Source organism: Stenotrophomonas maltophilia complex sp. Om-AH-Sm3 (genome assembly GCF_059337855.1).
Genome location: NZ_JBYBLQ010000007.1, coordinates 69,964 through 94,070, shown reverse-complemented (window position 1 = coordinate 94,070; position 24,107 = coordinate 69,964). Strand labels below are relative to the sequence as shown.

Here is a 24,107-nt window from a genome sequence, read left to right as displayed (position 1 = left end):
CCGCCAGGCAAACGTGAATTCCACAAACCCTCCCAGGTGCGCGCCAGGCGCGCGGCAATCGTGGGCACCGGACGGTGCGCGGCCGCAGTCTGGGTCGCCGTAGCTGTCATCGTCCTGTCAGCGGTTTGTGCGGTGCAGCGTAAATGGTCGCCAGGCATGGCCCGGCGGGCGGCCCCGGCGTCATGCGGTAGCATTCGCTTCCCCTCCCACCGTCGTGCCCATGCGCCTGCTGCTGGTCGAAGACAACCCGGATCTGGCCGATGCGATCATCCGTCGCATGCGTCGCAGTGGCCATGCCGTGGACTGGCAGGCCGACGGCCTGGCCGCTGCCAGCGTGCTGCGCTACCAGAGCTTCGACCTGGTGGTGCTGGATATCGGCCTGCCCAAGCTGGACGGCCTGCGCGTGCTGGCCGGCATGCGCGAGCGCGGTGACGGCACGCCGGTGCTGATGCTGACCGCGCGCGATGGCATCGAGGATCGCGTGCAGGCGCTGGATGTGGGCGCCGACGACTACCTGGGCAAGCCATTTGACTTCCGCGAGTTCGAAGCACGCTGCCGCGTACTGCTGCGGCGCGCGCGTGGGCAGGCCAGCGAAGTAGTGCAGATTGGCGGCTTCCAGTTCGACAACGCTGCGCACCGGGTCAGCCTCGACGGGGAGCCGATCGAACTGCCCAATCGCGAGTACCGCCTGCTGGAGATCCTGGTCGGCCGTCTTGGTCAGGTGGTCGGCAAGGACGAGATCGGCAACGGCCTGTTCGGTTTCGATGACGAAGCGGGCCCGAATGCCATCGAGTTGTATGTTGGCCGCCTGAGAAAGAAGCTGGCGGGCGCACCGCTGCGCATCACCACGGTGCGCGGTGTCGGCTACCTGCTGGAAGCCAGCGATGGCAGCGCCGACGCCGATGGCTGACGCACGCGCTGCGAACGCGGCGCCAGGTTCGCTGCGGCGCACGCTGCTGCTCTACCTCGGCTTGCTGCTGGCGGTGTTCGCGGTGGCCCTCCTGTTCGCCGCACGCGATTACGGCCAGCGTGCCGCCAACCGTTCCTACGATCACCTGCTGGTGTCCTCGGCGCTGTCCATCGCCGATTCGGTGGCCCTGGTCGATGGACAGTGGCAGGTCGATCTGCCGTATGCGGCGCTGGACCTGCTGGCGATGGCCCCGGAAGACCGCGTGTTCTATCGGGTGGCCGACAGCCGCGGCACGCTGATCACCGGCTACGGTGACCTTCCTGTGTCGCCGCGCCGTCCGGGCACGCAGCCGCAACTGTTTGATGCGGCGTACAGCGGCGAGACCGTACGCTTCGTAGTGGTCGGCCGCAGTTTCGCCGCGGCCTCGGCGCAGGGCGAGGTGCAGGTGCAGGTGGGCCAGACCCGGCGTGCGCGCGAAGCCGTCGCGCAGGACATGGTCAATCGCGCACTGCTGGCGATCGGCGTGCTGTCCGGCCTGCTGCTGGCGCTGGTGGCGTTTGGCGTGCATCGCGCGTTCCGCCCACTGGTGCGGGTGGAACGCGAGCTGTCGCGCCGCGAACCGTCCGACCTGAAGCCCCTCGACGCGCGCGTGCCGCGCGAGATGGACCAGATGGTGGCGGCGTTGAACCGCTTCATGGAACGCCTGTCCAGCAGCAACGAGACACTACGCGCATTCATGGCCGAGGCCGCGCACCAGATGCGCACGCCGTTGGCTGCCCTGCGCGCGCAGGCACAGCTTGCGCTGGACGACGACGACCCCGAAGACATGCGGCGCAGCCTGCAGGCGATCGAGCGCAATGCCACCCACATGAGCCGGTTGCTGAACCAGCTGCTCAGCGATGCCAGCGTGATCCATCGTTCGCATCTGCAGCGCTTTGCAGCGGTGGACCTGGCCGAGACCGTGCACCAGGCCCTGCATGAAGCGCTGCCGCAGGCCGGTCCGGCGCCGCGCGTGCAGTTGGCGATGACCGCCGAACCGGCACTGGTGCACGGCGATGCGCTGCTGCTGCGCGAGGCGATCAAGAACCTGGTCGACAACGCACTGAAGTACGGCGGTGACGGCGACCTGCAGATTGCCCTTACCGTGGAAGGCGAGCAGGCCGTGCTGACCATCGCCGACCACGGCGCAGGCATCGCCCCGGCCGATGCCGAGCGCGTATTCGAGCGTTTCGCACGTGGCGAAGGCGCGCCCTCAGGTGGTGCCGGGCTGGGCCTGGCCATCGTCAAGCGCGTGGTCGACAGCCATGGCGGCCGCATTGACCTGAGCAACCGCCCGCAGGGCGGGCTGGTCGCCACCATCCGCCTGCCACGGAGCAGTCCATGATCCGCCTGTTCGCTGCTGCCGTTGCCTTGCTGCTGGCCCTGCCGGTACTGGCCGCGCCCGGCGACGTACGCCGTTTCCCGACCCAGGCAAAGGCCACTGCGCAGCTGCGCATTCACGGCACCACCGACATCGAAGTGTTCGCGGTGGTGATCGCCGATTACCAGCGCCTGCATCCCGGCACCGAGGTGGTGTACGAGGACATCATCACCCAGGACCTGTACGCGCGTTACCTGCACGACCGCGCCGGACCGGCATCGCCGGACCTGCTGATCTCCAGCGGCATGGATCTGCAGACCAAGCTGGTCAACGATGGCCACGCGCTGCCACACCGTTCGGCGCAGACCGCCGCACTGCCGGCCTGGGCACAGTGGCGCAACGAGGCGTTCGGTATCAGCTACGAGCCGGTGGTGATGGTCTACAACACCCGCATGCTGCCGGCCGCGAAGGTGCCGCACACGCGTCGGCAGCTGCTCGACCGGCTGCGTGCTGAAGGTGCACCCCTGCGCGGCAGGGTCGGCACCTATGACATCGAGCGCAGCAGCGTCGGCTACCTGTTGGCGACCCAGGACGCGCAGCGCGGCAGCATTGCCGGCGCGCTGCTGGGCGCGCTCGGCGACAACGACGTGGTGCGGGAGGAGCGTACTGGCGTGCTGCTGGACCAGGTGGCCAGTGGCCAGCTGTCGCTGGTCTACAACGTGCTTGGCTCCTACGCGCAGGCGCGCGTTGATGCCGGCGCGCCGCTGGGCATTGTGGAGCCCGAGGACTACACGCTGGTGGTGCTGCGTACCGCAGTGATCCCGCGTACCGGCCCACACCCGGAAGAAGCCCGGCGCTTCCTCGACTACCTGCTGTCGCCACGCGGCCAACAGGTGCTGTCGCGCGAGGCACGGCTGATGCCGATCGTGACCGGCAACGCGCGCGGCGATGATGCGCCGGGCCGCAGCCGCCGCCCGATCCAGCTCGGCCCGGGCCTGCTGGTGTACCTGGACGCGCTCAAGCGTCGCCAGTTCCTCGATGCCTGGCGCAGCAGCGTCGAGCCGGCCGGGCGCTGAGGCGGCGACCTGCCCGTACAATGGCGGTATGAGCGAATACACCATCCTGATCGCCGATGACCACCCGCTGCTGCGTTCGGCGGTGGTGCAGTCCTTGCGGCAGAGCCTGCCGTTGGCACAGGTGCGCGAGGTTGCGAGCGCCGAGGCATTGGCCGAGACGCTCGACGCGCAGCCGGACGTGGACCTGGTGCTGCTCGACCTGACCATGCCCGGCGCGCACGGTTTCTCCGCGCTGCTGCACGTGCGCGGCTCGCATCCGGACATTCCGGTGGTGATCCTCTCCTCCAACGACCATCCGCGGGTGATCCGTCGTGCCCAGCAGTTCGGCGCGGCCGGTTTCATCCCGAAGTCGGCCCCGGCCGAGACCATCGGCGAGGCCGTGCAGACGGTGCTCGACGGCGGCCTGTGGTTCCCGGCAATGGCCGCCGAGCGCTCGGAGGCCGATGCGCTGCTGGCCAGCCGTCTGGCCCAGCTGACCCCGCAGCAGTTCCGCGTGCTGCTGTGCCTGGCCGATGGCCTGCTCAACAAGCAGATCGCCTATACGCTGGGGTTGGCCGAGAACACGGTGAAGGTGCATGTCACCGCCATCCTGAAAAAACTCGAGTGCCATAGCCGAACGCAGGCAGCGGTGCTGGTGAAGGCGCTGGAGCCCGAGGGCGACGCCGGCATCGGGTTGTAGTTTCCAGCCAACGGCGCAGCCCCTCGTGGGTGGACACGTAGAGCAGTTCATGGGTGAGGCCGGGCAGGTGGACTGCGCAGGGGCCGCTGCAAGTACGTCCATGTAAGCTCGGTCGCCGCATCCATGCGGCTCACGCCCCTGCGCAGCCCACCTGCCCGGCCACGGACAGGTTCCGTGCGCGTCCACCCGCGGAAGAGAAAAGAAGATCAAAAGCAAAGACAGCCTGACAGGCTGCTTTTTGTAGAGCCGAGCCCACGCTCGGCTGCTTTCTGGACGGTCCGTGAAGCCGAGCATGGGCTCGGCTCTACACGAGCAAGCGCAGCGCGCGACCCGCTTTTGATCTTATTTTCTTCTTCGTGGGTGCAGGCCACCGAAATCTGTCGGAGGCCGGTCGGGTTGGGTGCGCGGGGGTGTCAGCCGCATGGATGCGGCTGCCAAGCCTCCAGGAACGGATTCACGGCGTCCCCCGCGCACCCAGCCCGACCGGCCCACCCACGGCTTTTGCTTTCCACGACCAACCAGACACCACCCACGAGGGGCTGCGCCGTTGGCTGGAAACTACCCGCGATGCCGGATCAACAACTGACTCATCAGCGCCCGCAGCGCCGGTGGCTTAACCGGCTTGGCGATCATTCCCCAGCCGCGTTCGACGGCCATCTCACGCAATCCCGCATCGCGCTCGGCAGTGACCAGCACCACCGGCGGGCGGGCCTGCCACAATTCGGCCAACGTCTCGTACAGCACCGGCCCGTGGTGATCGCCCATGCGCACATCCAGCAGCACCAGCTCCGGTACCGCGCCTGTTGCTGCCACCTGCAGCGCCGCCTGTGGACCATCGGCCAGCGCCACCTCGCAGCCCCAGCGCTCCAGCAGCGCGCGGCTGGCCGCGCAGACGTGTGGATCGTCGTCGATCACCCACACCCGGCGCCCGCGCAGCGGATTGTCTGCGGCCGGTTCCTGCACCAGCACCGGCGCGGGTGCCGTGGCGGGAATCGCGCTGGCTTCACCGAACGGAACGCCTACCGCGAACACACTGCCCTGGCCCAGCTGCGAGCGCAGCCGGATCGGATGCCCGAGCAGGCGACCGATGCGATCGACGATGGCCAGGCCAAGGCCAGCGCCGCGCTGCTGGCCGTCGTGCAGGCGGCGGAACTCCTCGAAGATCTCGCCCTGCAACGTGTCGGGAATACCCGGGCCCTGGTCGTGCACCTCGATCCACAGCATGCCTTCACGGCGACGGCAGCCGAGCAGCACGCGGCCGCGTTCACTATAGCGCAGCGCGTTGGACAGGAAGTTCTGCAGGATGCGGCGCAACAGGGCTTCATCGCTGACCACCACCGCATCGGTATCGACCCAGTCGACCACCAGGCCACGCGACTGTGCGGCGATGCCGAATTCGCGCGCCAGCGTCTGCAGCAAAGGTCCGAGCCGGAACGCCTGCACACGGGTCGGCAGACTGCCCGACTCCAAGCGCGCTATATCCAGCAGGCTGTTGAGGATCGCATCCTGCGCCGCCAGCGCGGCATCGATATGATCGGCAGTCTGCTGCTGCACCGGGTCGCCCAGCTTGCCGCGCAGCACCGAGACGAACATGCGCGCAGCGTTGAGCGGCTGCAGCAGGTCGTGCACCGCCGAGGCGACGAAGCGGGTCTTGTAGCGGTTGGCCTGCTCGGCCTCGCGCCGCGCCTCGTCCAGGTCACGGGTGCGTTCGGCGATGCGGTGTTCCAGCGCATCGGCCAGCGAGCGCAGTTCGCGCGCGGCATTCTTGTAGCTGGTGATGTCGGCGTAGCTGGTGACGAAGCCGCCATCAGGCAGGGGATTGCCGCGGATCTCCAGCACCGTGCCGTCGTCCTTTTCGCTCTCGCGCATGTGCGGGCGGCCACTGCGCAGGTGGTTCAGGCGGCGCTCGATGGCCTCGTCCACCGGGCCGGGACCGAGCAGGCCACGACGGGCATTGAAACGGAACAGTTCCTCGATCGGCCGGCCCACGCGCACCAGGTCTGCCGGGAACCGGAACAGTTCCAGATAGCGCGAATTCCACGCGACCAGGCGCAGGTCGCGGTCGATCACCACCACACCCTGCGGCAGGTGTTCGAGGCTGCGGCTGAGACCACTGTCGGCGTCGGTGGCGGCCTGCAGCAGGCCATCCTGTGCGGTGCGCAGCTCCTGTGCGTGCTGCTTGAGCAGGGTTTCCAGTTCGCGGCGGCTGCGCAGGCGATGCTTGGCCAAGCGCCTGCGCTGCTGCACGAACAGCACCAGGAAGCCCAAGGCCAGCCACGCGGCACCGCCGGTCAGGGCGGCCGCGCGACCGGCAGCAGTAGCGGCGCCGGCGTCGTGCAGCAGGTGCAGGTTCCAGCCCTCGGCGGGCAGCGCCAGGCTTTGCCACAGCATCGGCTGCGGCAGCGCAGGCTCCAGCAGCCGCACCATGCGGCCGCCATCGGACAGCACGTCTTCGGTACGTGCACGCAAGGGCTGCAGGGCACGGTCGGCGTACTGACGTGCATCGAGCATTTCGCGGCGCTCACCGGCACGCAGCGGACGCAGCAGCCGGTAGCGCCAGCTGTCCCGGTTGGACAGGAACACGACGTCATGGTCGTCGCTGGCCAGCACCACGTCCGGGCTGCTCAACCATTCCTGTTCCAGCGCGGACAGCTCGACCTTGATCACCACCACGCCGAGCCGCTTGCCGTCATCCTCGATGGCCTGCGAAAGGTAATAGCCGGGCACGCCGGTAGTCATGCCGATGCCGTAGAAGCGGCCACGGCCCTGCGCCAGCGCCTGGCGGTAGTAGGGGCGGTAGCTGTAGTTCTCGCCGACGTTGCTGGTCGGTTGGTCCCAGTTGCTGGCCGCCACCGCCACACCATCGTGGCCGACCAGGGTCAGGGTCGAGGCCCGGGTGACTTCATTGGCACGTTGCAGCTTCAGGTTCAGTCGCTGCCGTTCGCCGGGCGAGGGCGGCACACGCAGTGCGTGCAGCAGATCCGGATCCAGCGCCATGACCTGCGGCAAGGTGCCGAAGCGGTCGATGCGCTGTTGCAGGCCCTGGCCATACAGCTGCAGCTGGCGTTGCACCTGGCTGCTTTCGTCGCCGAGCGCGCGCCGCCAGGCGTAGTGGCCGGCGGCGACCGCACACAGCACGGTGCCACCGACCATCACCAGGAGGGTCAGCAACAGCATCCGGTGGCGGCTGAGCCGGTACATGGCGGCAGTCTACGCAGGGCCGGCGGGCGTGGCGTGCACGCACGCCGGGGTCTGACGTGGAAGGGGTCAGAAGTGCATCTGCGCGCGCAGTTCGAAGATCTCCGGCGTGCTGTGCACACCGCGACGGCTGGCGTCGACCTTCACATAGTTGGCCTGGAACTTGAAGTGGCTGGTCAGGTACCAGTTCGCGCCCAGGGTCAGGTCGTGCTGGCGGCCACCAAGGATGCTGCCATCGTCGAGGTCCAAGCGGCTGTAACGGGCCACCAGTTCCACCGCGCCGTAGTCGTGCGCCGGCTTGATGTTGGCCACGGCACCTGCGTTGTACGGGCGCGACTCGCCGGTCAGCACCCAGCTGGCCATCGCGTACTGGCCGCTGCCGGTGTAGTCGGGCTTGCCGTCATGGCGGGTGACCGTGGCACGCAGGGCTTCGGCCTGCAGCGAGAACGGACCGCGGATCCAGATGCCTTCCAGGCCGGTGCGGCGGATCTGGTCGGCGGTGACCAGCGCGCCGGAATCGACATAGCGGATGTCGGTCAGGCCGGCTTCCGGGCGTGCACGCAGGCGCGCGCTGGCCTCGTGGTGCACGTCACGGCCATCGCTGTAGCCGCGCGGATTCTCCTGCGAATAGGCCAGGCCCAGGTGAATCACGTCACCCGGCGCCTTCACCGGGGTCCACACCGCACGCACGGCCTGGGTGGTGCCGGGGTTGTCACCCTGCAGGTCCTTGCCGCCATAGGCGCCGGCCTGCAGCAGGTACTGCGGGCGCTCCAGCACCCATTCCACGCCGGTGCGGCGGCCGGCGTAGAAGGCCTGCACGGGCAGCGCGGTTTCCAGGAAGCTGCCGGCGCGCGAAGAGGTGTTCGCGTCCAGGCCGACCGGGGTCTTCATGTAGCCGAAGCGGAAGCGGCCGATGTCGCGGCCGAAGAAGGCCTTGCTTTCAAAGCGCACGAACACGTCCAGCCAGGTATCGGACTGGAAGTCGTAGTAGACCATCGCGTCGTAAACGCCCTTCTTCTTCAGCGTCGCACCGAACTCCTTGCGACGCACCGCGTCGTCATCCTCCAGGCCACTGCCCGAGGAGAAATCGTTGTAGTCGTAGGCGATGTTGGCGGTGGCCGCCAGTTCGGTGCCATCCCCGAAGGTGTACCTGGTCGGCCAGTTGTCGAAATCCGCAGCCGAAGCGAAGGCGGGTAGGGCGGCCAGCGACAGGGCCAGCAAGGTGGGATTCGGGCGCATGTTGGGTGCGGCTCTCTCAGATTGCGTGTGGACAGGACATCAACGGCCGCAGGGGCCGAAACTTTCGCAGGGACATGCCCAGCCGTTCAGCCCGGGCCACCGGCCTTCCCGTTTATGGACGGTGCGGCGCCAGTGTAGGCACCTGTGCCACCTGAACCGGGGGGCTAGTACCAATAGGTTATCTGCGCCGGCGTGCCTGGCGCGTACAAAGGCGTCCATTGGTCGCACCCCTGTGCGTGCTGTACAGGACCTGCGATCAGTTTCCACGGTAACGGTTCCCGTGCAGTCCCGGGACCGTACGTGCCTGAAAACGCCCCTTCCGGAGTCCGCCATGCACATCCCGACCGCAGCCCCGGCGCCTGCAAAGCCGTTGCCGATCTATCGCCAGCTGTACTTCCAGGTGATCGTGGCGATCGTCCTCGGCGCCATCCTCGGCCACTACGAACCGCTGGTTGGCGAGAAGATGAAGCCGCTCGGCGATGCCTTCATCAACCTGGTGAAGATGATCATCGCGCCGGTGATCTTCCTCACCATCGTCACCGGCATCGCCAGCATGACCCACCTGCGCACGGTGGGCCGCGTGTTCGCCAAGGCGATGGCGTACTTCCTGTTCTTCTCCACGCTGGCGCTGATCGTCGGCATGATCGTGGCGCACGTGGTGCAGCCCGGCGCGGGCATGAACATCAACCCGGCCGAGCTGGACCAGACTGCAGTGCACAGCTACGTCGAGAAGTCGCATGACCTGACCCTGGTCGGCTTCCTGATGGACATTATTCCGAAGACGCTGCTCAGTGCCTTTGTCGATGGCAACATCCTGCAGGTGCTGTTCGTGGCCGTGCTGTTCGGCATCGCGCTGGCGATGGTGGGCGAGAAGGGCAAGCCGGTGCTGAATTTCCTGGAGGCGCTGGTCGCCCCGGTGTTCAAGCTGGTGCATATCCTGATGAAGGCCGCCCCGATCGGCGCCTTTGGTGCGATCGCCTTCACCATCGGCAAGTACGGCGTCGGTTCGCTGATCAACCTGGCCTGGCTGGTCGGCTCGTTCTACCTCACCGCCTTCCTGTTCGTGGCGGTGATCCTCGGTGTGGTCTGCCGCCTGTGCGGCTTCTCGGTGTTCAAGCTGGCGCGCTACCTGAAGGCCGAACTGCTGCTGGTGCTTGGCACGTCCTCGTCGGAGTCGGCGCTGCCGTCGCTGATGGAGAAGATGGAACGCGCCGGCTGCAGCAAGTCGGTGGTGGGCCTGGTGGTCCCGACCGGCTACTCGTTCAACCTGGACGGCACCAACATCTACATGACCCTGGCGGCGCTGTTCATCGCCCAGGCCACCAACACCGAACTGACCCTGGGCCACCAGATCGCGCTGCTGCTGGTCGCCATGCTCAGCTCCAAGGGCGCGGCCGGCGTCACCGGCGCCGGCTTCATCACCCTGGCCGCCACCCTGGCGGTGGTGCCGGAGGTGCCGGTGGCTGGCATGGCGCTGATCCTGGGCGTGGACCGCTTCATGAGCGAATGCCGCTCGCTGACCAATTTCATCGGCAATGCGGTGGCCACCGTGGTGGTCTCGCGCTGGGAAGGCGCGCTGGACCGCAACCGCCTGCAGCTGGCGCTGGATGGCCGCGAGAGCGAACTGCCGCCGCCGGTCGATGCGCTGCCCGAGGCGCTGCCGGCCAAGGGCTGATCCAGGTGTGTGGTACCGCGGGGCCGGTCACGTCAGTGGTACGGCCCCGCGGCGTTTCAGGGCGTCCCATGGCTGTCATGGGCAGCGCCGATGCTGGTCTGGGCTCCCGTCGCATACGGTACGGAATTGTGCGGTCGCAGCATGGTTGCGACAGGATAGCGACAGGTCCAGACGCTCCAACGGGGGTATGATCCCCTGTCCCTTCTGCCCATTCATGTAACCCACATCGATGTCCAACGAAGATTTCAAACAGGCCGCCCTCGATTACCACCGGATGTCCCCGCCGGGAAAGATCAAGGTTTCCGCTACCAAGCCCATGCTGACCCAGCGCGACCTGTCGCTGGCGTATTCGCCGGGCGTGGCGTATGCCTGTGAAGCGATCAAGGCCGACCCGCAGCAGGCCAGCGAGCTGACCGCCCGCGGCAACCTGGTGGCGGTGATCTCCAACGGCACCGCGGTGCTGGGCCTGGGCAACATCGGCGCGCTGGCCGGCAAGCCGGTGATGGAAGGCAAGGGCGTGCTGTTCCAGAAGTTCGCCGGCATCGATGTGTTCGACATCGAGGTGGATGAAACCGACCCGGACAAGCTGGTCGACATCATCGCCTCGCTGGAACCGACCTTCGGCGGCATCAACCTGGAAGACATCAAGGCGCCGGAGTGCTTCGTGGTCGAGCGCAAGCTGCGCGAGCGCATGAAGATCCCGGTGTTCCATGACGACCAGCACGGCACGGCGATCATCGTCGGCGCGGCCGTGCTCAACGCGATGGCGATCACCGGCAAGAAGATCGAGGAAGTGAAGCTGGCGACCACGGGCATGGGCGCGGCCGGCATTTCCTGCGTGAACATGCTGGTCCAGCTGGGCCTGAAGCCGGAGAACATCCTGGCCTTCGACCGCGAGGGCGTGATCCACACCGGTCGTACCGACCTGGACCCGGAAAAGCAGCGCTATGCGCGCGACACCGACAAGCGCACCCTGGCCGAGATCGTCGACGGCGCGGACATCTTCCTGGGCCTGTCGGCACCGGGCATCCTGACCGCCGACATGGTCAAGACCATGGCGCCGGACCCGGTGATCTTCGCGCTGGCCAACCCGACCCCGGAAATCATGCCGGAGGTGGCGCGCGCCGCGCGTCCGGACGCGATCATCGGCACCGGCCGTTCGGACTACCCGAACCAGGTCAACAACGTGCTGTGCTTCCCGTACCTGTTCCGTGGTGCGCTGGACGTGGGCGCCACCGCGATCAACGAGGAAATGAAGATCGCCTGCGTGCGCGCCATCGCCGCGCTGGCGCGCCGCGCGGCCACCGACATGGGCTCGGCCTACGGCGGTGAGACCCCGAGCTTCGGCCGTGAATACCTGATCCCGCGCCCGTTCGACCGCCGCCTGCTGGTGGAACTGTCGGCCGCCGTGGCCCAGGCCGCGATGGATTCGGGCGTGGCTTCGCGCCCGATCGAGGACATGGGCGCCTACCGCGACAAGCTGGCCCAGTTCGTCTACCGCACCAGCCTGATGATGAAGCCGGTGTACGACCGCGCCCGCAGCGACAAGCAGCGCGTGGTGTACGCCGAGGGCGAAGAGGAAGTGGTGCTACAGGCGGTGCAGAACGTGGTCGATGACGGCCTGGCGCATCCGATCCTGATCGGCCGCCCGGAAGTGATCGAGTCGCGCATCGAGCGCCTCGGCCTGCGCCTGAAGATCGGCGAGAACGTTGAAGTCACCAACATCAACGACGACCCGCGCTTCAACGAATACTGGCAGTACTACCACGGCCTGACCGGGCGCCGTGGCGTGACCGTGGCTGCGGCGAAGAACCTGATGCGTTCGCGCCCGACCCTGATCGCAGCGGTGATGGTCGCCCGTGGCGAAGCCGATGCGATGCTGACCGGCATCGTCGGCCGCTTCCACAAGAAGCTGGGCTACGTGCGCAGCGTGCTGCCGCTGGAGCCGAAGGTCACCTCGACCTCGGCGATGACCGGCGTGATCAACCAGCAGGGCGTGTTCTTCTTCGTCGATACCCACGTGCAGGAAGATCCGACCGCCGAGCAGCTGTGCGAGGCGACCCTGCAGGCGGCCTATCGCATGAAGCTGTTCGGCATCGAGCCGAAGGTGGCGCTGCTGTCGCACTCCAACTTCGGCAGCCATGATTCGAAGGATGCGCTGAAGATGCGCCAGGTGCGCGAGCTGCTGCTCAAGCGCAACCCGCGCCTGAACGTGGATGGCGAAATGCAGGGCGACACCGCATGGGATGAAGCGCTGCGCCAGAAGCTGCTGCCGGGCTCGACCCTGCAGGGCCGCGCCAACCTGTTCGTGCTGCCGAACCTGGAAGCGGCCAACATCGCCTACAACCTGGTGCGCGTGTTCACCGACGGCGTGGCGATCGGCCCGATCCTGATGGGCGTGAACAAGCCGGTGCACATCCTGACCACCAGCGCGACCTCGCGCCGGATCCTGAACATGACCGCCATTGCGGCGGTCGATGCGCAGATCAGGAAGCAGCTGGAAGCGGAAAAGAAGGCATAAGCCTTCTTTCCAGCGACAGCTGCGGAAACGCGCCCCACGGGGCGCGTTTTTGTTTCCGCGCAGCGGAAACGGGTAGTGCCGGCCGCTGGCCGGCAACCCCAATCGTGCTCAGATACACGACGGCAGCCGGCGAGCGGCCGGTCCTACTCCGGTCTGTGCCACACGCGCTACGCCGCCCGGTCATTTCCCTGCAACGCCGCTGCGGCCCAATACGCCCACGCGGCCCGGCCGTGGGAAGGGACCGGACCGGCCTTCCCACCCTGGGCCCGACCAACTTCCCATCGGCGAGGGTGTCATGCGCAGTCGAGTGGCGCGGCGGTACTTCCAGCAGCTGTTCGCGCTGTACGCCGGTTTCGTGCAGTCGCGCTGAGGCGCCGGCGACAGCGGGGGCGTCAGCGCCGCTTGCCGCGGCGTGCAGGGGCCGGCGGCGGAGCGTCGGAACGCGGCTTGGCGTACTGCGCCCACAGCGCCGGCAGTGCCTTGCCGGTGTGCTTCTGCCACAGCGCCGGTGCATAGCGGCCGTCGCGCAGGGCCTTGTCCAGTGCCAGCACCAGGCCCGGATGTTCGGCGTCGGCCCATTTCAGGAACGCACCGGTGACACGGTAGCCGCTGTCGAAGTTCTGCCCCTTCTCGACCTTGCCCGGCAGTGCCCAGCCCGCAGCGGCATTGTCCATGCCGTAGCGGTCGCGTGCGTAGTCGGCGATGCCCTCCACCAGCCAACCCGGCACCCGTGCGTCGCCATAGCCCGGATAGCCCTGCACGATGTGCATGGCCTCATGGGTGACCAGGTCGATGTCGTTGGGGTGCTGCGCCAGCCAACCCGGGTTGATGGTGATCGTTGCGGCCTGGTCCTTGTCACCGACGAAGGCGATCCCGGTGTAGTCCGGGTCGATCACGATGCGCACCATCGACGGCGCGGCCGGGTGGAAGTCCGCACGTTCGCGCAGGTAGGCGAAGTAGAACGTATCGATGATCCGCTTGCGCTGCGGCGCGGCCAGGGCGCCACGGGCGTCCTGGTAGTTCAGCGTCACGCCGTCGCGGGTCAGCTGCGCATCAAAGGCCTGGGTCTGGCCGAAGCTGGAGAAGGAAAGGGCAACAAGGGCCAGAGGCAGCAGACGGTAGCGCATGGGGCTCATTGTACGGCGCTGGGCGCCAACAGTTCGATCTCCGCCAGCGGCAGCCGGCCCGGTGCGGCCAGGCGCAGCCGATACTCGCTGTAACGACCGGGTTTGGCGATGCGGAACGGTCGGGTCTGGCGGGCAGACTCGAACGCTTCGCCGCTGCGCTGGTCGATCACCATCCAGCGGCCGTTGCCACTGCGCGCTTCCAGCGTCCATTCGCCGCCCTGGATGCGGCCGTCACCGCTGGTGAGCGTATACATGGTCGGCGCGCCGTCGCCCAGGCCGGTCAGTGCGATGGTTGCGCCGCCGCCCAGGCCGACGGTGGTGGCCGCATCGTCATCGACCAGCGCCGGCAGGGCGCGGCCATCGGCCAGCGTCGCCTTGGCGCCACTGCCGAGCAGGTCGTGCAGCAGCTGCGGGCGCTGGCCCCGCGCGGTCAGCGAGCGCGGCACGTCATCCACGCCGCTGCCCCAGCGCGACGGCTGCGGCCCCATCACGAAGTCCAGCGTCGCGCCCTTGGCGATCAGCTCGTGCGGCACCCAGGTCTTCGTCCACGGCTTGCCATTGATCTTCAGCGACTGCACGTAGACGTTCTCGCGTGAGTTGTTGGCCGCGTTCACGGCCAGCACCGCGCCGCCCTGCAGTTCCACCCTCGCATGTTCGAATGCCGGTGAACCGATCACGTACTCCGGGGCGCCCATGCGCAGCGGGTACAGGCCCAGCGAGGCCAGCACGTACCACGCGGAGGTCTCGCCGTTGTCCTCGTCGCCCGGATAGCCCTGGCCGATCTCGCTGCCGACGTACAGCCGCGACAGGATCTCGCGCACGTGCTGCTGGGTCTTCCACGGCTGCCCGGCGTACAGGTACATCCATGGGATGTGGTGCGCCGGCTGGTTGCTGTGCGCGTACATGCCCATGCGCACATCGCGCGCTTCGGTCATCTCGTGGATGGTGCCGCCGTAGGATCCGGCAAACGCGGGGTCGGCGGTTTCCGGCGTGGAGAAGAAGGTATCCAGCTTCGCTGCCAGCTTGTCACGGCCACCATAGAGCGCGGCGAGTCCTTCGCCATCGTGGACGGCGGTGAAGGCGAAGGTCCAGCCATTGGATTCGGTGTAGTCGTGGCCCCACACGCGCGGGTCGTAGGCCCTGGCGTCCACGCGCCACTGGCCATCGGCCTTGCGGCCCTGGAAGAAGCCGGCGGCCGGATCGAACATCGTCGCGTAGCTGGCGGCGCGATGGCGGAAGTAGTCGGCCTCGGTGCTGTAGCGCTCGCGTGCGGCCGGCGTGGTCGCGCGCCTGGCCAGGGCCTCGGCCATGTTGGCGATGCCGAAGTCATTCAGTGCGCCTTCCATCGTCCACGACATGCCTTCGTGCACGTCCGCGCTGGCGTAGCCACGGAAGGTCGAACGGTCCATGCCCTTGCGGCCGACATGGCGGTCGGGGGGGACCACGGTCGCGTTCTTCAGCGCGGCGGCGTAGGCCTCGGCCGGATCGAAGCCGCCGATGCCCTTCAGCCACGCATCGGCGAAGGCCACGTCCGAACTGGTGCCGACCATCAGGTCGGCGTAGCCCGGCGACGACCAGCGTGCGATCCAGCCACCGGCTCGGTACTGCTCGATGAAGCCCTGCACCATCTGCCCGGCATCGTCCGGCGTGAACAGTGCATAGGCCGGCCAAGTGGTGCGGAAGGTGTCCCAGAAGCCGTTGTTGACGAACACCTTGCCATCGCGCACGCCAGTGAAGCTGCGGTTCGCGCTGCCCTCGGTGTTGTCGTCGCTGGCGCTGGCCTGGTTGGCGTAGCGCCAGTCAGGCGCGGCCGCGCTGCCGGCATTCTCGTGGCCGGAGTTGGGGTACAGGTACAGCCGGTACAGGCTGGAGTACAGCGTGGTCTTCTGGTCGTCACTGGCATCGCCGATGTCGAAGCGGGCCAGGCGCGCGTCCCATGCATCCTGCGCACGGCCGGCCACGCTTTCCAGCGTGTCGGCGGCGGAGATTTCCAGCGCCAGGTTGTGACGCGCCTGTTCCAGCGAGATCAGCGAGGTGGCGATGCGCATCGTCACCTGCCGGTCGCTGCCGGCATCGAACTTGATGTAACCGGTCGGGCGGCCGGTCTCGAGGCGGCCGCTGCTGCGCCACGGCTTGTCGAAGCTGGCCACCACGTACATGCGGCTGGCGCCGTTGGACAGGCCGCTGCGCGTATCGGTATAGCCGCTGAGGGTCTGCGTGGCCGTGTCCAGGGTCAGGCCGCCACGCGCATCGACATTGTCGAACAGCAGGTTGGCGTCACCGCCCTCGGGGAACTCGAAGCGGAACAGCGCGGCATGGTCGGTCGGTGCGATGGCAGCAGCGATGCCATTGTCGAAGCGCACGTCGTAGCGGTACGGGCGCGCGCTTTCATGACGGCGGTCGAACGACAGCGCGCGCTTGCTGCGGTCGGCCTCCGGCACGCCACGGCTGGCCGAGGGCATCACCTGGAAGGTCTGGCGGTCGCCCATCCACGGGCTGGGCTGGTGGCTGAGTGCCAGCGCCTGCAGCTGTGGGCGGTTCTGCGCATCGTTCTGTTCGTTCCAGCGGTACAGCCAGTTCAGTGCGCCGGCGTCGGTCACCGGGGTCCAGAAGTTGAACCCGTGCGGCACCGCCGTGGCCGGGAAATTGTTGCCGCGCGAGAAGGTGCCGTTGGCCTGGGTGCCGCGGGTGGTCAGCACCCAGTCGGAGACGCGCTGCGGCCGCTGCCGCGGTTGGGTATCCAGGCGCACGTCATCAATCCAGCCAGAGACCGGCGCGCCCTCGGCACTGGCCACCTCCAGCTCGATCGCCACCACGCGGCGGCCCTTCAGCGTGGGCACGTCGCCCAGCCGCACCGCCTTGCGGGCCCACTGCTGCGGGTACAGCGTCTTCGATTCGCCCTGCGCGCGCGCGCCGATCGCCACGCCATGCTGGTCGCGTGCCGCACCGGCCGAAACGCGGCTGCCATCATCCAGCAGCAGGTCCAGCGATACATAGGTCGAGGCGACGGTGTCCTTGCCGACGATTTCCGGCAGCACCAGCCACGACAGCGTGGTATCGGCCTCGATGGGCAGGTCGGCCTTGAACAGTTCGCGCCGCGCGCTGCCGCCTTCGCTGCTGTAGCGCAGCGCATGCAGGCCGCTGTAGCCGGCGTTGCGCTTGGCGGCGTAGGGCGCGGCCGGTCCATTGCCGATCGTGACCTGAAGCGCACCGGTGGCCTGCGCCGGGGCAGGTTCGCCCGGTTCGAACGAGGTCTGCAGCCCCTGCGCCAGCACCGGCATCGCAGGGGTCGCACAGGCCAGGGCCAGGGCGAGCGGAAGCAGGGCGCGGCGCGGATCGGACAGGGTCATGCAAGGGTCTCCCGGAAGGGCTGGCGGCGGGCGAACCCGCATCGGCGGATACCACGGACAGCATCGCTCCGCCCGCCAGGCTGGCAGTGGAAGAGGCGATGCCGGTCCGGTGGGGGCGGGCCATGCGATCGGGTTGGATTGGGTGGGTCGGGGTGCGACCTGGCCCGATCCTGCAACAGCCGCCGCGCGCTGGCAAGTGCCATTTAGTTCGATCCAAATGCGGGAAATATCGCTGGAGCCGATTCTGGCGAGCCCACCTGCCGGAACAGCCGCAGAATTCCCGTGGCGGCCATCGCGCCGCGTGCCGCGCGCAGCTACGCGACCTTCGCAGGAGCGCGTAGAGGCCCGTTGCGGCGCAATGTCGTTGCGGCCCAGATGCTAGAATCACGGGCCTCGCAACCCGTTCACCGAATCCGCCATGAGCCATACCGCCACCGCGCCCGCCGACGCCGAGAAGCGCTACACCGTGCACCGCAGCGATCTGCCGTTGAGCTGCCCGACCCCGGAAATGGCGCTGTGGAACTCGCATCCGCGCGTGTACCTGCCGATCGAAGACGAGCCCAACGGCGAAGCGCAGTGCCCGTACTGCGGTTCCGTGTTCGTGCTGGCCGACTAAACGGCGGCCCCTTCGATGCGCCGATTGACCGTGGTGCAGTTGCTGCCGGCGCTGCACTCCGGTGGTGTCGAGCGCTCGACCCTGGAAATCGCTGCGGCCCTGGTTGCCGCCGGCCATCGCGCGCTGGTGGTGTCTGCCGGTGGCCGCCTGGTGCAGCCGCTGCTGGACAGCGGTGCCGAGCACCTCTCCCTGGACATCGGCCGGAAGTCGGTGCTGACCCTGCGCCATCTGCCGACCCTGCGTCGGCTGTTTGCCGAAGTGGGCGCGGACATCGTGCATGCCCGTTCGCGGCTGCCGGCCTGGTTGGGCCTGTACGCGATCCGCGCCATGCCCGCCGCACAGCGCCCGCATTGGGTGACCACCGTGCACGGGTTGAACTCGCCCAGCCGCTACAGCGCGGTGATGACCAGTGGCGAACGCGTGATCTGCGTCTCCAACACCGTGCGCGCCTACGTGCAGCGCCATTACCCGACGGTGCCGGAAGACAACCTGCAGGTCATACCGCGGGGTGTGGATGTCGGCCAGTTCCCGCGCGTGGCGCGCGCCGACCGCCGCCCGCGGCTGGCCCTGGCGGCCGACTACCCGTGGCTGGCCCAGGTCGAAGGCCCGCTGCTGCTGCTGCCGGGGCGCGGCACCCGGCTGAAGGGGCACGCCCACGCGCTGCAGCTGCTGGCCGACGTGCGTGCCGCCGGCGTGCCTGCCCAGCTGTGGATGCTGGGCACCGACGAACCCGGGCGCGAGGCCTACGTGGCTGACCTGCGCCGCCAGGCCGCGGTACTGGGCGTGGCCGAGGCCGTACAGATCAGCACGCCTACCGTCCGCATCGCCCAGGCCTACGCCGCCAGCGATCTGGTGCTGCAGCTGTCGGACAAGCCGGAAGCCTTTGGCCGCACCGTGGTCGAGGCGCTGTCGGTCGGCCGCCCGGTGCTGGGTTGGGACCATGGTGGCGTCGGCGAACTGCTGCAGCAGCTGCAGCCCAACGGTGCGGTGCCGCTCGGCGACGCGCGCGCGCTGGGTGAACGTGCGCTGGCCCTGCTGGCGCAGCCGCCGTCCCTGCCGACCCGCATCCCGTTTACCCTGCAGGCCATGCAGCGCGATACCCTCCGCCTCTATGCCGATCTCGCCGGCTGACCCCGCTGCCATCGTGCGCGACGACCGTGCCGGGCGCTGGGCGCCCTGGTGGGTGCTGGCGTACGTGGCGATGTGGCCGCTGCCGGGCATTGCCGAAACCGTGCTGGGCCTTGGCGCGCTCTATGCTGCCGCGCGCATGGTGATGCGCCGGCTGCAGCGCCGCCCGCACCTGTTGAGCACGGCGGCGTGGGCGCTGACCTCGATCCTGTTCCTCGGCTACTGGCTGCCGCAGGCGTTTTCGGCCATCGATGCGATCGACCCTTCGGCCTCGTGGACCAAGGCGGCCGCCGGACTGCGCTACCTGCCCTTCATGTGGCTGGTGGCGATCGCGGTGGCCACGCCGGAACGGCGGCGCCTGACCTTCGGTGGCCTGGCGCTGATCACCGGCGCGTGGACGCTGGATGCGCTGGTGCAGGCGCTGGCTGGCACCAGCCCGTGGTTCTGGTCGCTGGAACACCTGAAGCTGGCCGTGAGTGGCCACGCGTTGTGCCCGGCCGACGAAGCCGCACTGGCCGACCGCCTCAGTGGCGCGCTTGGGCCCTGCAATCTGAAATTCGGCCAGGTGCTGGCCAGCCTGTCACCGTTCCTGCTGCTGCCGATGGCACGGCGTTTCGGCAATGCAGGGTGGTTGCTGGCCGCTGCCGCACTGGGATGCGTGCTGCTGCTGGCAGGCTCGCGCGCCTCGTGGATCACCTTTGTGCTGGTGCTGGCCTACAGCGGCGTGCGCCAGTTCGGCTGGAAGCGGCTGCTGCTGCTGGCCCTGGTGGCAGCGCTGGGCACGGCCGCACTGACAGCGGGCGTGCCGCAGCTGCGCGAGCGTGTTGCGCGCACGGCACAGGCATGGAACGAAGACGGGCAGGGCGTTGACGAGGCGCTTTCGGGCCGCGCGCGCATCTGGACCGCGGCGGTGTGCATGATCGAGGGGCATCCGGTCAACGGTGTCGGTGCGCGCGGCTTCCGCGATGCGTATCCGGCCTGCGTGTCAGATGAGGGCCCCGCCGTGTGGGGCAACCAACCGGCGTTGCACGCCCACCAGATCGTGCTGGAAATCCTTGCCGAGACCGGCGTTCTGGGCCTGCTGCTGTGGTTGGCGGCGGTGGCGCAGGCCTGGCGGGCCTGGCGCTATGCTCCGGCGGCTGCGCGTGATCGGGCCCGACCGGCGATGCTGGCGCTGGCGGTCACGGTGTTCCCGCTCAATACGCACCTGGCGTTCTATTCCGCGTTCTGGGGCGGCCTGACCGTGCTGCTGGCGGCCCTGTTCGCCGGCAGTCTGCTGGCCCGCGAATCGGACGAATCTCCGCCGATGCAGTAGTTGCCAACCTTGGTGGGCTCCCCGGGACCGGCCTCGGTTCATCCGGCGCCAACCAAGGTTGGCGACTACCGCGAGGACGCCGGCCCTTCCACCGCATCCGGCTATTTGTAGAAATCGCTCCGGCCGCCCGGCTGGCGCTTGAAGCGGCGGTGGATCCACAGGTACTGGTCGGGAGCCTCTCGCACCATCGCTTCGATGGCCTGGTTGACCCGGGTGGTATCGGCTTCCACATCCTCGCTGGGGAAGTTCTCCAGCGGCGCGCCGATCTTCAGGAAGTACTTTCCGCCTTCGCGACGGTGGAAGTACGGAATCACCGCACAGCCGGTCATGCGTGCCAACTGATGGGTGGCGGTGATGGTCGAAGCGGTGTGGCCGAAGAACGGCACGAACACGGTGTCCTTGCCCCGCATGTCCTGGTCTGGCGCGTACCAGAGGAAGCCGCCCTTCTTCAGGTGGCGCACGGTCGCGCGGATGTCCTCGTTGGCGAACATCGCCTTGGCATAGCGCAGGCGGCCGAACTTCACCGCCCACTCGTACACCGGGTTCTTGTGCTTGCGGTACATGCCTGAAAGATCGACGTAGTCGCACAGCAGGCGGCCGCACATTTCCAGGGTCATGAAGTGGCCGGAGACCAGCAGGACGCCGCGGCCTTCGGCCTGCATCTGCCGCAGGTGTTCCAGGCCTTCGATCCGTACCTGCGGGCGGATGCTGTCGATGCTGCCCCACCAGGCGCGGATGCACTCGAACACGCCGACGCCCAGCGCATCGAAACTGTCGCGCACCAGGCGCTGCCGCCACGCTTCGTCCTTCTCGGGGAAGCACAGCTGCAGGTTGACCTCGGCGGCGCGGCGGCGGCTGCCGAGCAGGCGCCAGGTGATCCAGCCGACGCCCCGGCCCAGCGCGCGCTGCAGCATCCACGGCAGGCGGGCGATGGCGAAGGCGCCGAGCATGGCGGCGAACATCGGCCAGTTGCGCGGATCGCGCAGCGACGGGCGGACGGCGGTGGAGGCATCTGACATGGGGCCATTCTACCAAGGCGGCCGCGTGTCTTTCCCGGGGGGCTCCCGTATCCTTGCCGCATGCGTAAAGACCCTGTCGAATGGATCCTGCGCGGCCTGTACTCGGTCGTGCTCTACATCCTGCTGCCGATCACCGTGTACCACCTGGTCTGGCGCGGCTTCCGGGTCCGTGAGTACTTCCGGCGCTGGGACGAACGCTACGCCTCCTATCCGCAGCCGACCGGCCAGCCGCGGGTGTGGCTGCACGCGGTCTCGGTGGGCGAGGTCAATGCCGCCGCGCCGCTGGTCAATGCCCTTCGCCAGCAGCGCCCGGACATCCGCTGGGTCATCACCACCATCACTCCGACCGGCTCCGAGCGCGTGCGTGCGCTCTGGGGCGACGCGCTGGACCATGTCTACCTGCCGTACGACGTGCCGGGCAGCGTCAACCGCTTCCTCGGCCATTTCCAGCCCAGCCTGGCGCTGATCCTGGAAACCGAGTTGTGGCCGAACATGCTGTTCGGCTGCCGTGACCGTGGTGTTCCGGTCTACATCCTCAATGCCCGGTTGTCGGCGCGTTCGCTGCGCGGCTACCGGCTGCTGGCCGCATTGATCCGCCGCGCCCTGCGCACCGTCACCTGCGTGGCCGCGCAGTCGCAGGACGATGCCGAGCGCTTCGTGCAGCTGGGGGCGGAGCCCGGCCAGGTGCAGGCACTGGGCAACCTGAAGTTCGACATCACCACGCCGGACGTGCAGGGCTTCGTCGAACAGTTCCATGCACGGGTGCCGGGCGCGCGCCCGGTATGGATCGCCGCCAGTACCCATGATGGCGAAGAACAGGCGGTGATCGACCTGCACCGGCGCCTGCGCCAGCAGCATCCGGATCTGCTGCTGCTGTGGGCACCGCGCCATCCCGAACGTTTCGCGAAGGTGGAAGCGCTGGCGCGCGAACAGGGCTGGAGCGTGGCGACCCGCCGCGTGGACCAGTGGCCGCACGCCGCCACAGACGTGTTCGTCATCGATACCCTCGGCGAGCTGATGCCGTTCTACGCCTGCGCCCAGGTCGCCTTCGTCGGCGGCAGCCTGCAGGCCATCGGTGGCCACAACCTGCTGGAGCCCGCTGCGATGGGAACCGCGGCGGTGACCGGCCCGCACCTGCACAACTTCGCGGAAATCTCCCGGCGCATGCGCGAGGCCGGTGCGCTGCTGATCGGCGAAGATGCGCAGGCGGTGGGCGACCTGCTGCAGCATCTGCTTGAAGATGCGCAGGCCCGCGAAGACATGGCGCGTGCGGGTTGCACGTTGGTCAGCAATGGCCGTGGCGCGCTGCAGCGCACGCTTGCGCTGGTCGCACCGCATCTGCCACCACCGCGCGAGTGATCCCGGCGTTGCTGCGTCGGCGGCGCTGCGCAGCGTTGTCGTGATCAACTTCATCAATTCTGCTTAGCGACGATTTTTCTGTCGTTGCTGGACCGACCCTGCCGATGGCAGCGTGCCTGCCATCACATCGTGGCGCACGCAGTACCGATTCCGATTCCGCAGGACGACGCAGGCTGCCAGCCTGCTGTCGACCGCGCTTGGGCGGATATCAAGGGAACTTGCGATGGACGGCGACAGGGGCAGGGACGGCACCGGTGGGGCGCGCTTGGGGATGGACCACCTGGCTGTGGTGGCACTGACGCTGCTGGTGGGCGGCAGTGTGATCGCGCTGGTGGGCCAGCACACGGCGGCACAGGCGGGCCCCGCCATCGTGCTGAGCCTGTTGCTGGCCGCACTGGGGGCTGGCCTGGTGCTGTGCTGCCTGCAGGATCTGGTGCTGCGACTGCCGGTGGCCAATGGCCTGTACGGGCTGCTGGCCGCCAGCTGGGGGCCACGGGTGGCCGTCGTTCTGGGCGCGATCCTGTTGCTTGAGCTGATGGCGACCACGGCGGGCGCGGCACAGTCCATGGCCCGCCATGTACATGCCGTGCTGGCTACCGGAGGCCTCCATGCCAACGACTGGCTGCCCGTGCAGGTAGCGGCGGCCGTGGGTCTGCTGATGTTGACCGCGCTCGCGTTGCTGCCGCCGCGGGGTGTGGCCCTGGCGGCTTGTGCGCTGCTGACGGTGAAGATCGGTGTGGGGGTGCTGCTGCTGGCGCTGGCGGCGCGTCACGTGCACTACGGGCATTGGGTTCCCTGGCTGCCTCCGGCGACGGCGCCATATCGCTTCGGGCTGGGGGGGGTGCTGGCGGCTGCGGTGCCGCTGCTGGGCATATTTGCCAGCGTGGGCCTGGCACTGGGCTTTCCTGCGCTGCGCCGCCAGGGCGCGATGTGGCAGCCGGCGGTGCTGGCGCTGGTCTCGTTGCTGGCGATGCTGCTGCTGATCGTGCTGGCAGCATTGCAGGCCGGGCTGGTCGAGTTCTCCGCGCTCGCCAGTACCCGGCCACTGGCCGTGGCGCTGCAGGTGCATCCCCAGCTGCAGTGGATGCTGCCATTGTTGCCCCTGGCCGGTGCAGCGGGCCTGGCCGCCCTGCAGTTGGTACTGCTGATGCTGGCCGTCCGGTTGGCCACATCGTTGTGGCTCCGCGCAGCTGACGCGGCGGGACGATCCCGCACGCGCCTGAGCGCAATGGTGGTTGGGCTGCCGGCGGTGATGCTGGTGCTGTGGCTGCCGCAGGGCACCTTGCCGGCGCTGCCGGGTCCAGCGACGCTGGTGGTGATGGCGGCGCTGTGCCTGGCGGTGCTGCGGCGTCGGGATGACACCCGGCAAGGCGCAGCCGGCTGCGGGCTGATGATGTCGATGCTGGCCCCCTTGGCAGCCGCGCTGTGCGTGCTTGCGGCGTTGGAACGCCTGCGCGCATGGCCGGGCTGACGGTTCGTGGGGCCACGCCGGGGACGAGCGCGTGGATGCACCACCTGCAAAAAAGCCACCCTCG

Annotated in this window: 16 protein-coding genes; 11 read left to right on the top strand and 5 right to left on the bottom strand. The window is 68.3% G+C overall.

From position 1 onward, the window contains the following. Positions 1-220 precede the first annotated feature (220 nt). From AC10QF_RS10655 to AC10QF_RS10640, 4 genes are read left to right on the top strand one after another with little or no spacing between them, the layout of a single operon-like run. Entirely contained in the window at positions 221-910 is a 690-nt protein-coding gene (locus AC10QF_RS10655; protein WP_164145465.1) for a response regulator transcription factor, read from the top strand. Beyond that, positions 903-2,294: a sensor histidine kinase N-terminal domain-containing protein gene (locus tag AC10QF_RS10650; RefSeq protein WP_494542211.1), complete on the top strand. Its 1,392-nt coding sequence runs from the start codon at positions 903-905 to the stop codon at positions 2,292-2,294. The genes AC10QF_RS10655 and AC10QF_RS10650 overlap by 8 nt, the downstream gene beginning before the upstream one ends. Continuing rightward, positions 2,291-3,346, top strand: coding sequence for an ABC transporter substrate-binding protein (locus AC10QF_RS10645; RefSeq protein WP_494542161.1), 1,056 nt, complete (start codon positions 2,291-2,293; stop codon positions 3,344-3,346). The genes AC10QF_RS10650 and AC10QF_RS10645 overlap by 4 nt, the downstream gene beginning before the upstream one ends. Before the next feature lie 28 nt (positions 3,347-3,374). Then, complete coding sequence (locus AC10QF_RS10640; RefSeq protein ID WP_494542160.1) at positions 3,375-4,025, top strand: response regulator; 651 nt, start codon at positions 3,375-3,377, stop codon at positions 4,023-4,025. 558 nt (positions 4,026-4,583) lie between these two features. On the opposite strand, the gene AC10QF_RS10635 is transcribed toward AC10QF_RS10640, so the two are convergent. Beyond that, entirely contained in the window at positions 4,584-7,226 is a 2,643-nt protein-coding gene (locus AC10QF_RS10635) for a hybrid sensor histidine kinase/response regulator (RefSeq protein WP_494542159.1), read from the bottom strand. A gap of 66 nt (positions 7,227-7,292) precedes the next feature. After that, positions 7,293-8,462 carry an OprO/OprP family phosphate-selective porin gene (locus AC10QF_RS10630; protein WP_494542158.1) on the bottom strand — a complete coding sequence of 390 codons (1,170 nt, stop codon included), beginning with the start codon at positions 8,460-8,462 and terminating at the stop codon, positions 7,293-7,295. 331 nt (positions 8,463-8,793) lie between these two features. Here AC10QF_RS10630 and AC10QF_RS10625 point away from each other — a divergent pair, with 331 nt between their 5' ends. Then, positions 8,794-10,137, top strand: a complete 1,344-nt coding sequence (locus AC10QF_RS10625) for a dicarboxylate/amino acid:cation symporter (protein WP_494542157.1) — start codon at positions 8,794-8,796, stop codon at positions 10,135-10,137. Between the two features lie 229 nt (positions 10,138-10,366). Continuing rightward, positions 10,367-12,658: an NADP-dependent malic enzyme gene (locus tag AC10QF_RS10620; protein WP_005419150.1), complete on the top strand. Its 2,292-nt coding sequence runs from the start codon at positions 10,367-10,369 to the stop codon at positions 12,656-12,658. 392 nt (positions 12,659-13,050) lie between these two features. Here the strand turns inward: AC10QF_RS10620 and AC10QF_RS10615 are convergent, their stop codons facing one another. Together AC10QF_RS10615 and AC10QF_RS10610 are read right to left on the bottom strand one after the other, a co-directional pair. Then, positions 13,051-13,794 (bottom strand): basic secretory protein-like protein, encoded by a 744-nt coding sequence (locus tag AC10QF_RS10615; protein ID WP_099495284.1) that lies wholly within the window; start codon positions 13,792-13,794, stop codon positions 13,051-13,053. Beyond that, entirely contained in the window at positions 13,791-17,135 is a 3,345-nt protein-coding gene (locus AC10QF_RS10610; RefSeq protein ID WP_494542156.1) for a GH92 family glycosyl hydrolase, read from the bottom strand. Before AC10QF_RS10610 ends, AC10QF_RS10615 begins: the two co-directional genes overlap by 4 nt. 418 nt (positions 17,136-17,553) lie before the next feature. On the opposite strand from AC10QF_RS10610, the gene AC10QF_RS10605 reads away from it, so the two are divergent. From AC10QF_RS10605 to AC10QF_RS10595, 3 genes are read left to right on the top strand one after another with little or no spacing between them, the layout of a single operon-like run. Next, positions 17,554-17,751, top strand: a complete 198-nt coding sequence (locus tag AC10QF_RS10605) for a zinc-finger domain-containing protein (RefSeq protein ID WP_494542155.1) — start codon at positions 17,554-17,556, stop codon at positions 17,749-17,751. A gap of 15 nt (positions 17,752-17,766) precedes the next feature. Continuing rightward, a complete protein-coding gene (locus AC10QF_RS10600; RefSeq protein ID WP_494542154.1) occupies positions 17,767-18,882 on the top strand; it encodes a glycosyltransferase in 1,116 nt (371 codons plus the stop codon). Continuing rightward, complete coding sequence (locus AC10QF_RS10595; protein ID WP_049440945.1) at positions 18,863-20,194, top strand: O-antigen ligase family protein; 1,332 nt, start codon at positions 18,863-18,865, stop codon at positions 20,192-20,194. Before AC10QF_RS10600 ends, AC10QF_RS10595 begins: the two co-directional genes overlap by 20 nt. Positions 20,195-20,295: 101 nt before the next feature. On the opposite strand, the gene AC10QF_RS10590 is transcribed toward AC10QF_RS10595, so the two are convergent. Next, a complete protein-coding gene (locus AC10QF_RS10590; protein WP_099485843.1) occupies positions 20,296-21,213 on the bottom strand; it encodes an LpxL/LpxP family Kdo(2)-lipid IV(A) lauroyl/palmitoleoyl acyltransferase in 918 nt (305 codons plus the stop codon). Positions 21,214-21,273: 60 nt separating this feature from the next. Between AC10QF_RS10590 and waaA the strand changes: the two genes are divergently transcribed. Together waaA and AC10QF_RS10580 are read left to right on the top strand one after the other, a co-directional pair. Then, positions 21,274-22,572, top strand: coding sequence for a lipid IV(A) 3-deoxy-D-manno-octulosonic acid transferase (waaA, locus tag AC10QF_RS10585; RefSeq protein WP_049416687.1), 1,299 nt, complete (start codon positions 21,274-21,276; stop codon positions 22,570-22,572). A 271-nt stretch (positions 22,573-22,843) separates the two neighbouring features. After that, positions 22,844-24,043 carry an APC family permease gene (locus tag AC10QF_RS10580; RefSeq protein WP_428993119.1) on the top strand — a complete coding sequence of 400 codons (1,200 nt, stop codon included), beginning with the start codon at positions 22,844-22,846 and terminating at the stop codon, positions 24,041-24,043. The last annotated feature ends 64 nt before the right edge of the window (positions 24,044-24,107 follow it).

Coding starts and splice junctions, on each gene's coding strand:
- AC10QF_RS10580 (WP_428993119.1), top strand. CDS start 22,844: ATGGACCACCTGGCTGTGGTGGCACTGACGCTGCTGGTGGGCGGCAGT.
- AC10QF_RS10650 (WP_494542211.1), top strand. CDS start 903: ATGGCTGACGCACGCGCTGCGAACGCGGCGCCAGGTTCGCTGCGGCGC.
- AC10QF_RS10615 (WP_099495284.1), bottom strand. CDS start 13,794: ATGAGCCCCATGCGCTACCGTCTGCTGCCTCTGGCCCTTGTTGCCCTT.
- waaA (WP_049416687.1), top strand. CDS start 21,274: ATGCGTAAAGACCCTGTCGAATGGATCCTGCGCGGCCTGTACTCGGTC.
- AC10QF_RS10600 (WP_494542154.1), top strand. CDS start 17,767: ATGCGCCGATTGACCGTGGTGCAGTTGCTGCCGGCGCTGCACTCCGGT.
- AC10QF_RS10605 (WP_494542155.1), top strand. CDS start 17,554: ATGAGCCATACCGCCACCGCGCCCGCCGACGCCGAGAAGCGCTACACC.
- AC10QF_RS10635 (WP_494542159.1), bottom strand. CDS start 7,226: ATGTACCGGCTCAGCCGCCACCGGATGCTGTTGCTGACCCTCCTGGTG.
- AC10QF_RS10625 (WP_494542157.1), top strand. CDS start 8,794: ATGCACATCCCGACCGCAGCCCCGGCGCCTGCAAAGCCGTTGCCGATC.
- AC10QF_RS10655 (WP_164145465.1), top strand. CDS start 221: ATGCGCCTGCTGCTGGTCGAAGACAACCCGGATCTGGCCGATGCGATC.
- AC10QF_RS10620 (WP_005419150.1), top strand. CDS start 10,367: ATGTCCAACGAAGATTTCAAACAGGCCGCCCTCGATTACCACCGGATG.
- AC10QF_RS10645 (WP_494542161.1), top strand. CDS start 2,291: ATGATCCGCCTGTTCGCTGCTGCCGTTGCCTTGCTGCTGGCCCTGCCG.
- AC10QF_RS10590 (WP_099485843.1), bottom strand. CDS start 21,213: ATGTCAGATGCCTCCACCGCCGTCCGCCCGTCGCTGCGCGATCCGCGC.
- AC10QF_RS10640 (WP_494542160.1), top strand. CDS start 3,375: ATGAGCGAATACACCATCCTGATCGCCGATGACCACCCGCTGCTGCGT.
- AC10QF_RS10610 (WP_494542156.1), bottom strand. CDS start 17,135: ATGACCCTGTCCGATCCGCGCCGCGCCCTGCTTCCGCTCGCCCTGGCC.
- AC10QF_RS10595 (WP_049440945.1), top strand. CDS start 18,863: ATGCCGATCTCGCCGGCTGACCCCGCTGCCATCGTGCGCGACGACCGT.
- AC10QF_RS10630 (WP_494542158.1), bottom strand. CDS start 8,462: ATGCGCCCGAATCCCACCTTGCTGGCCCTGTCGCTGGCCGCCCTACCC.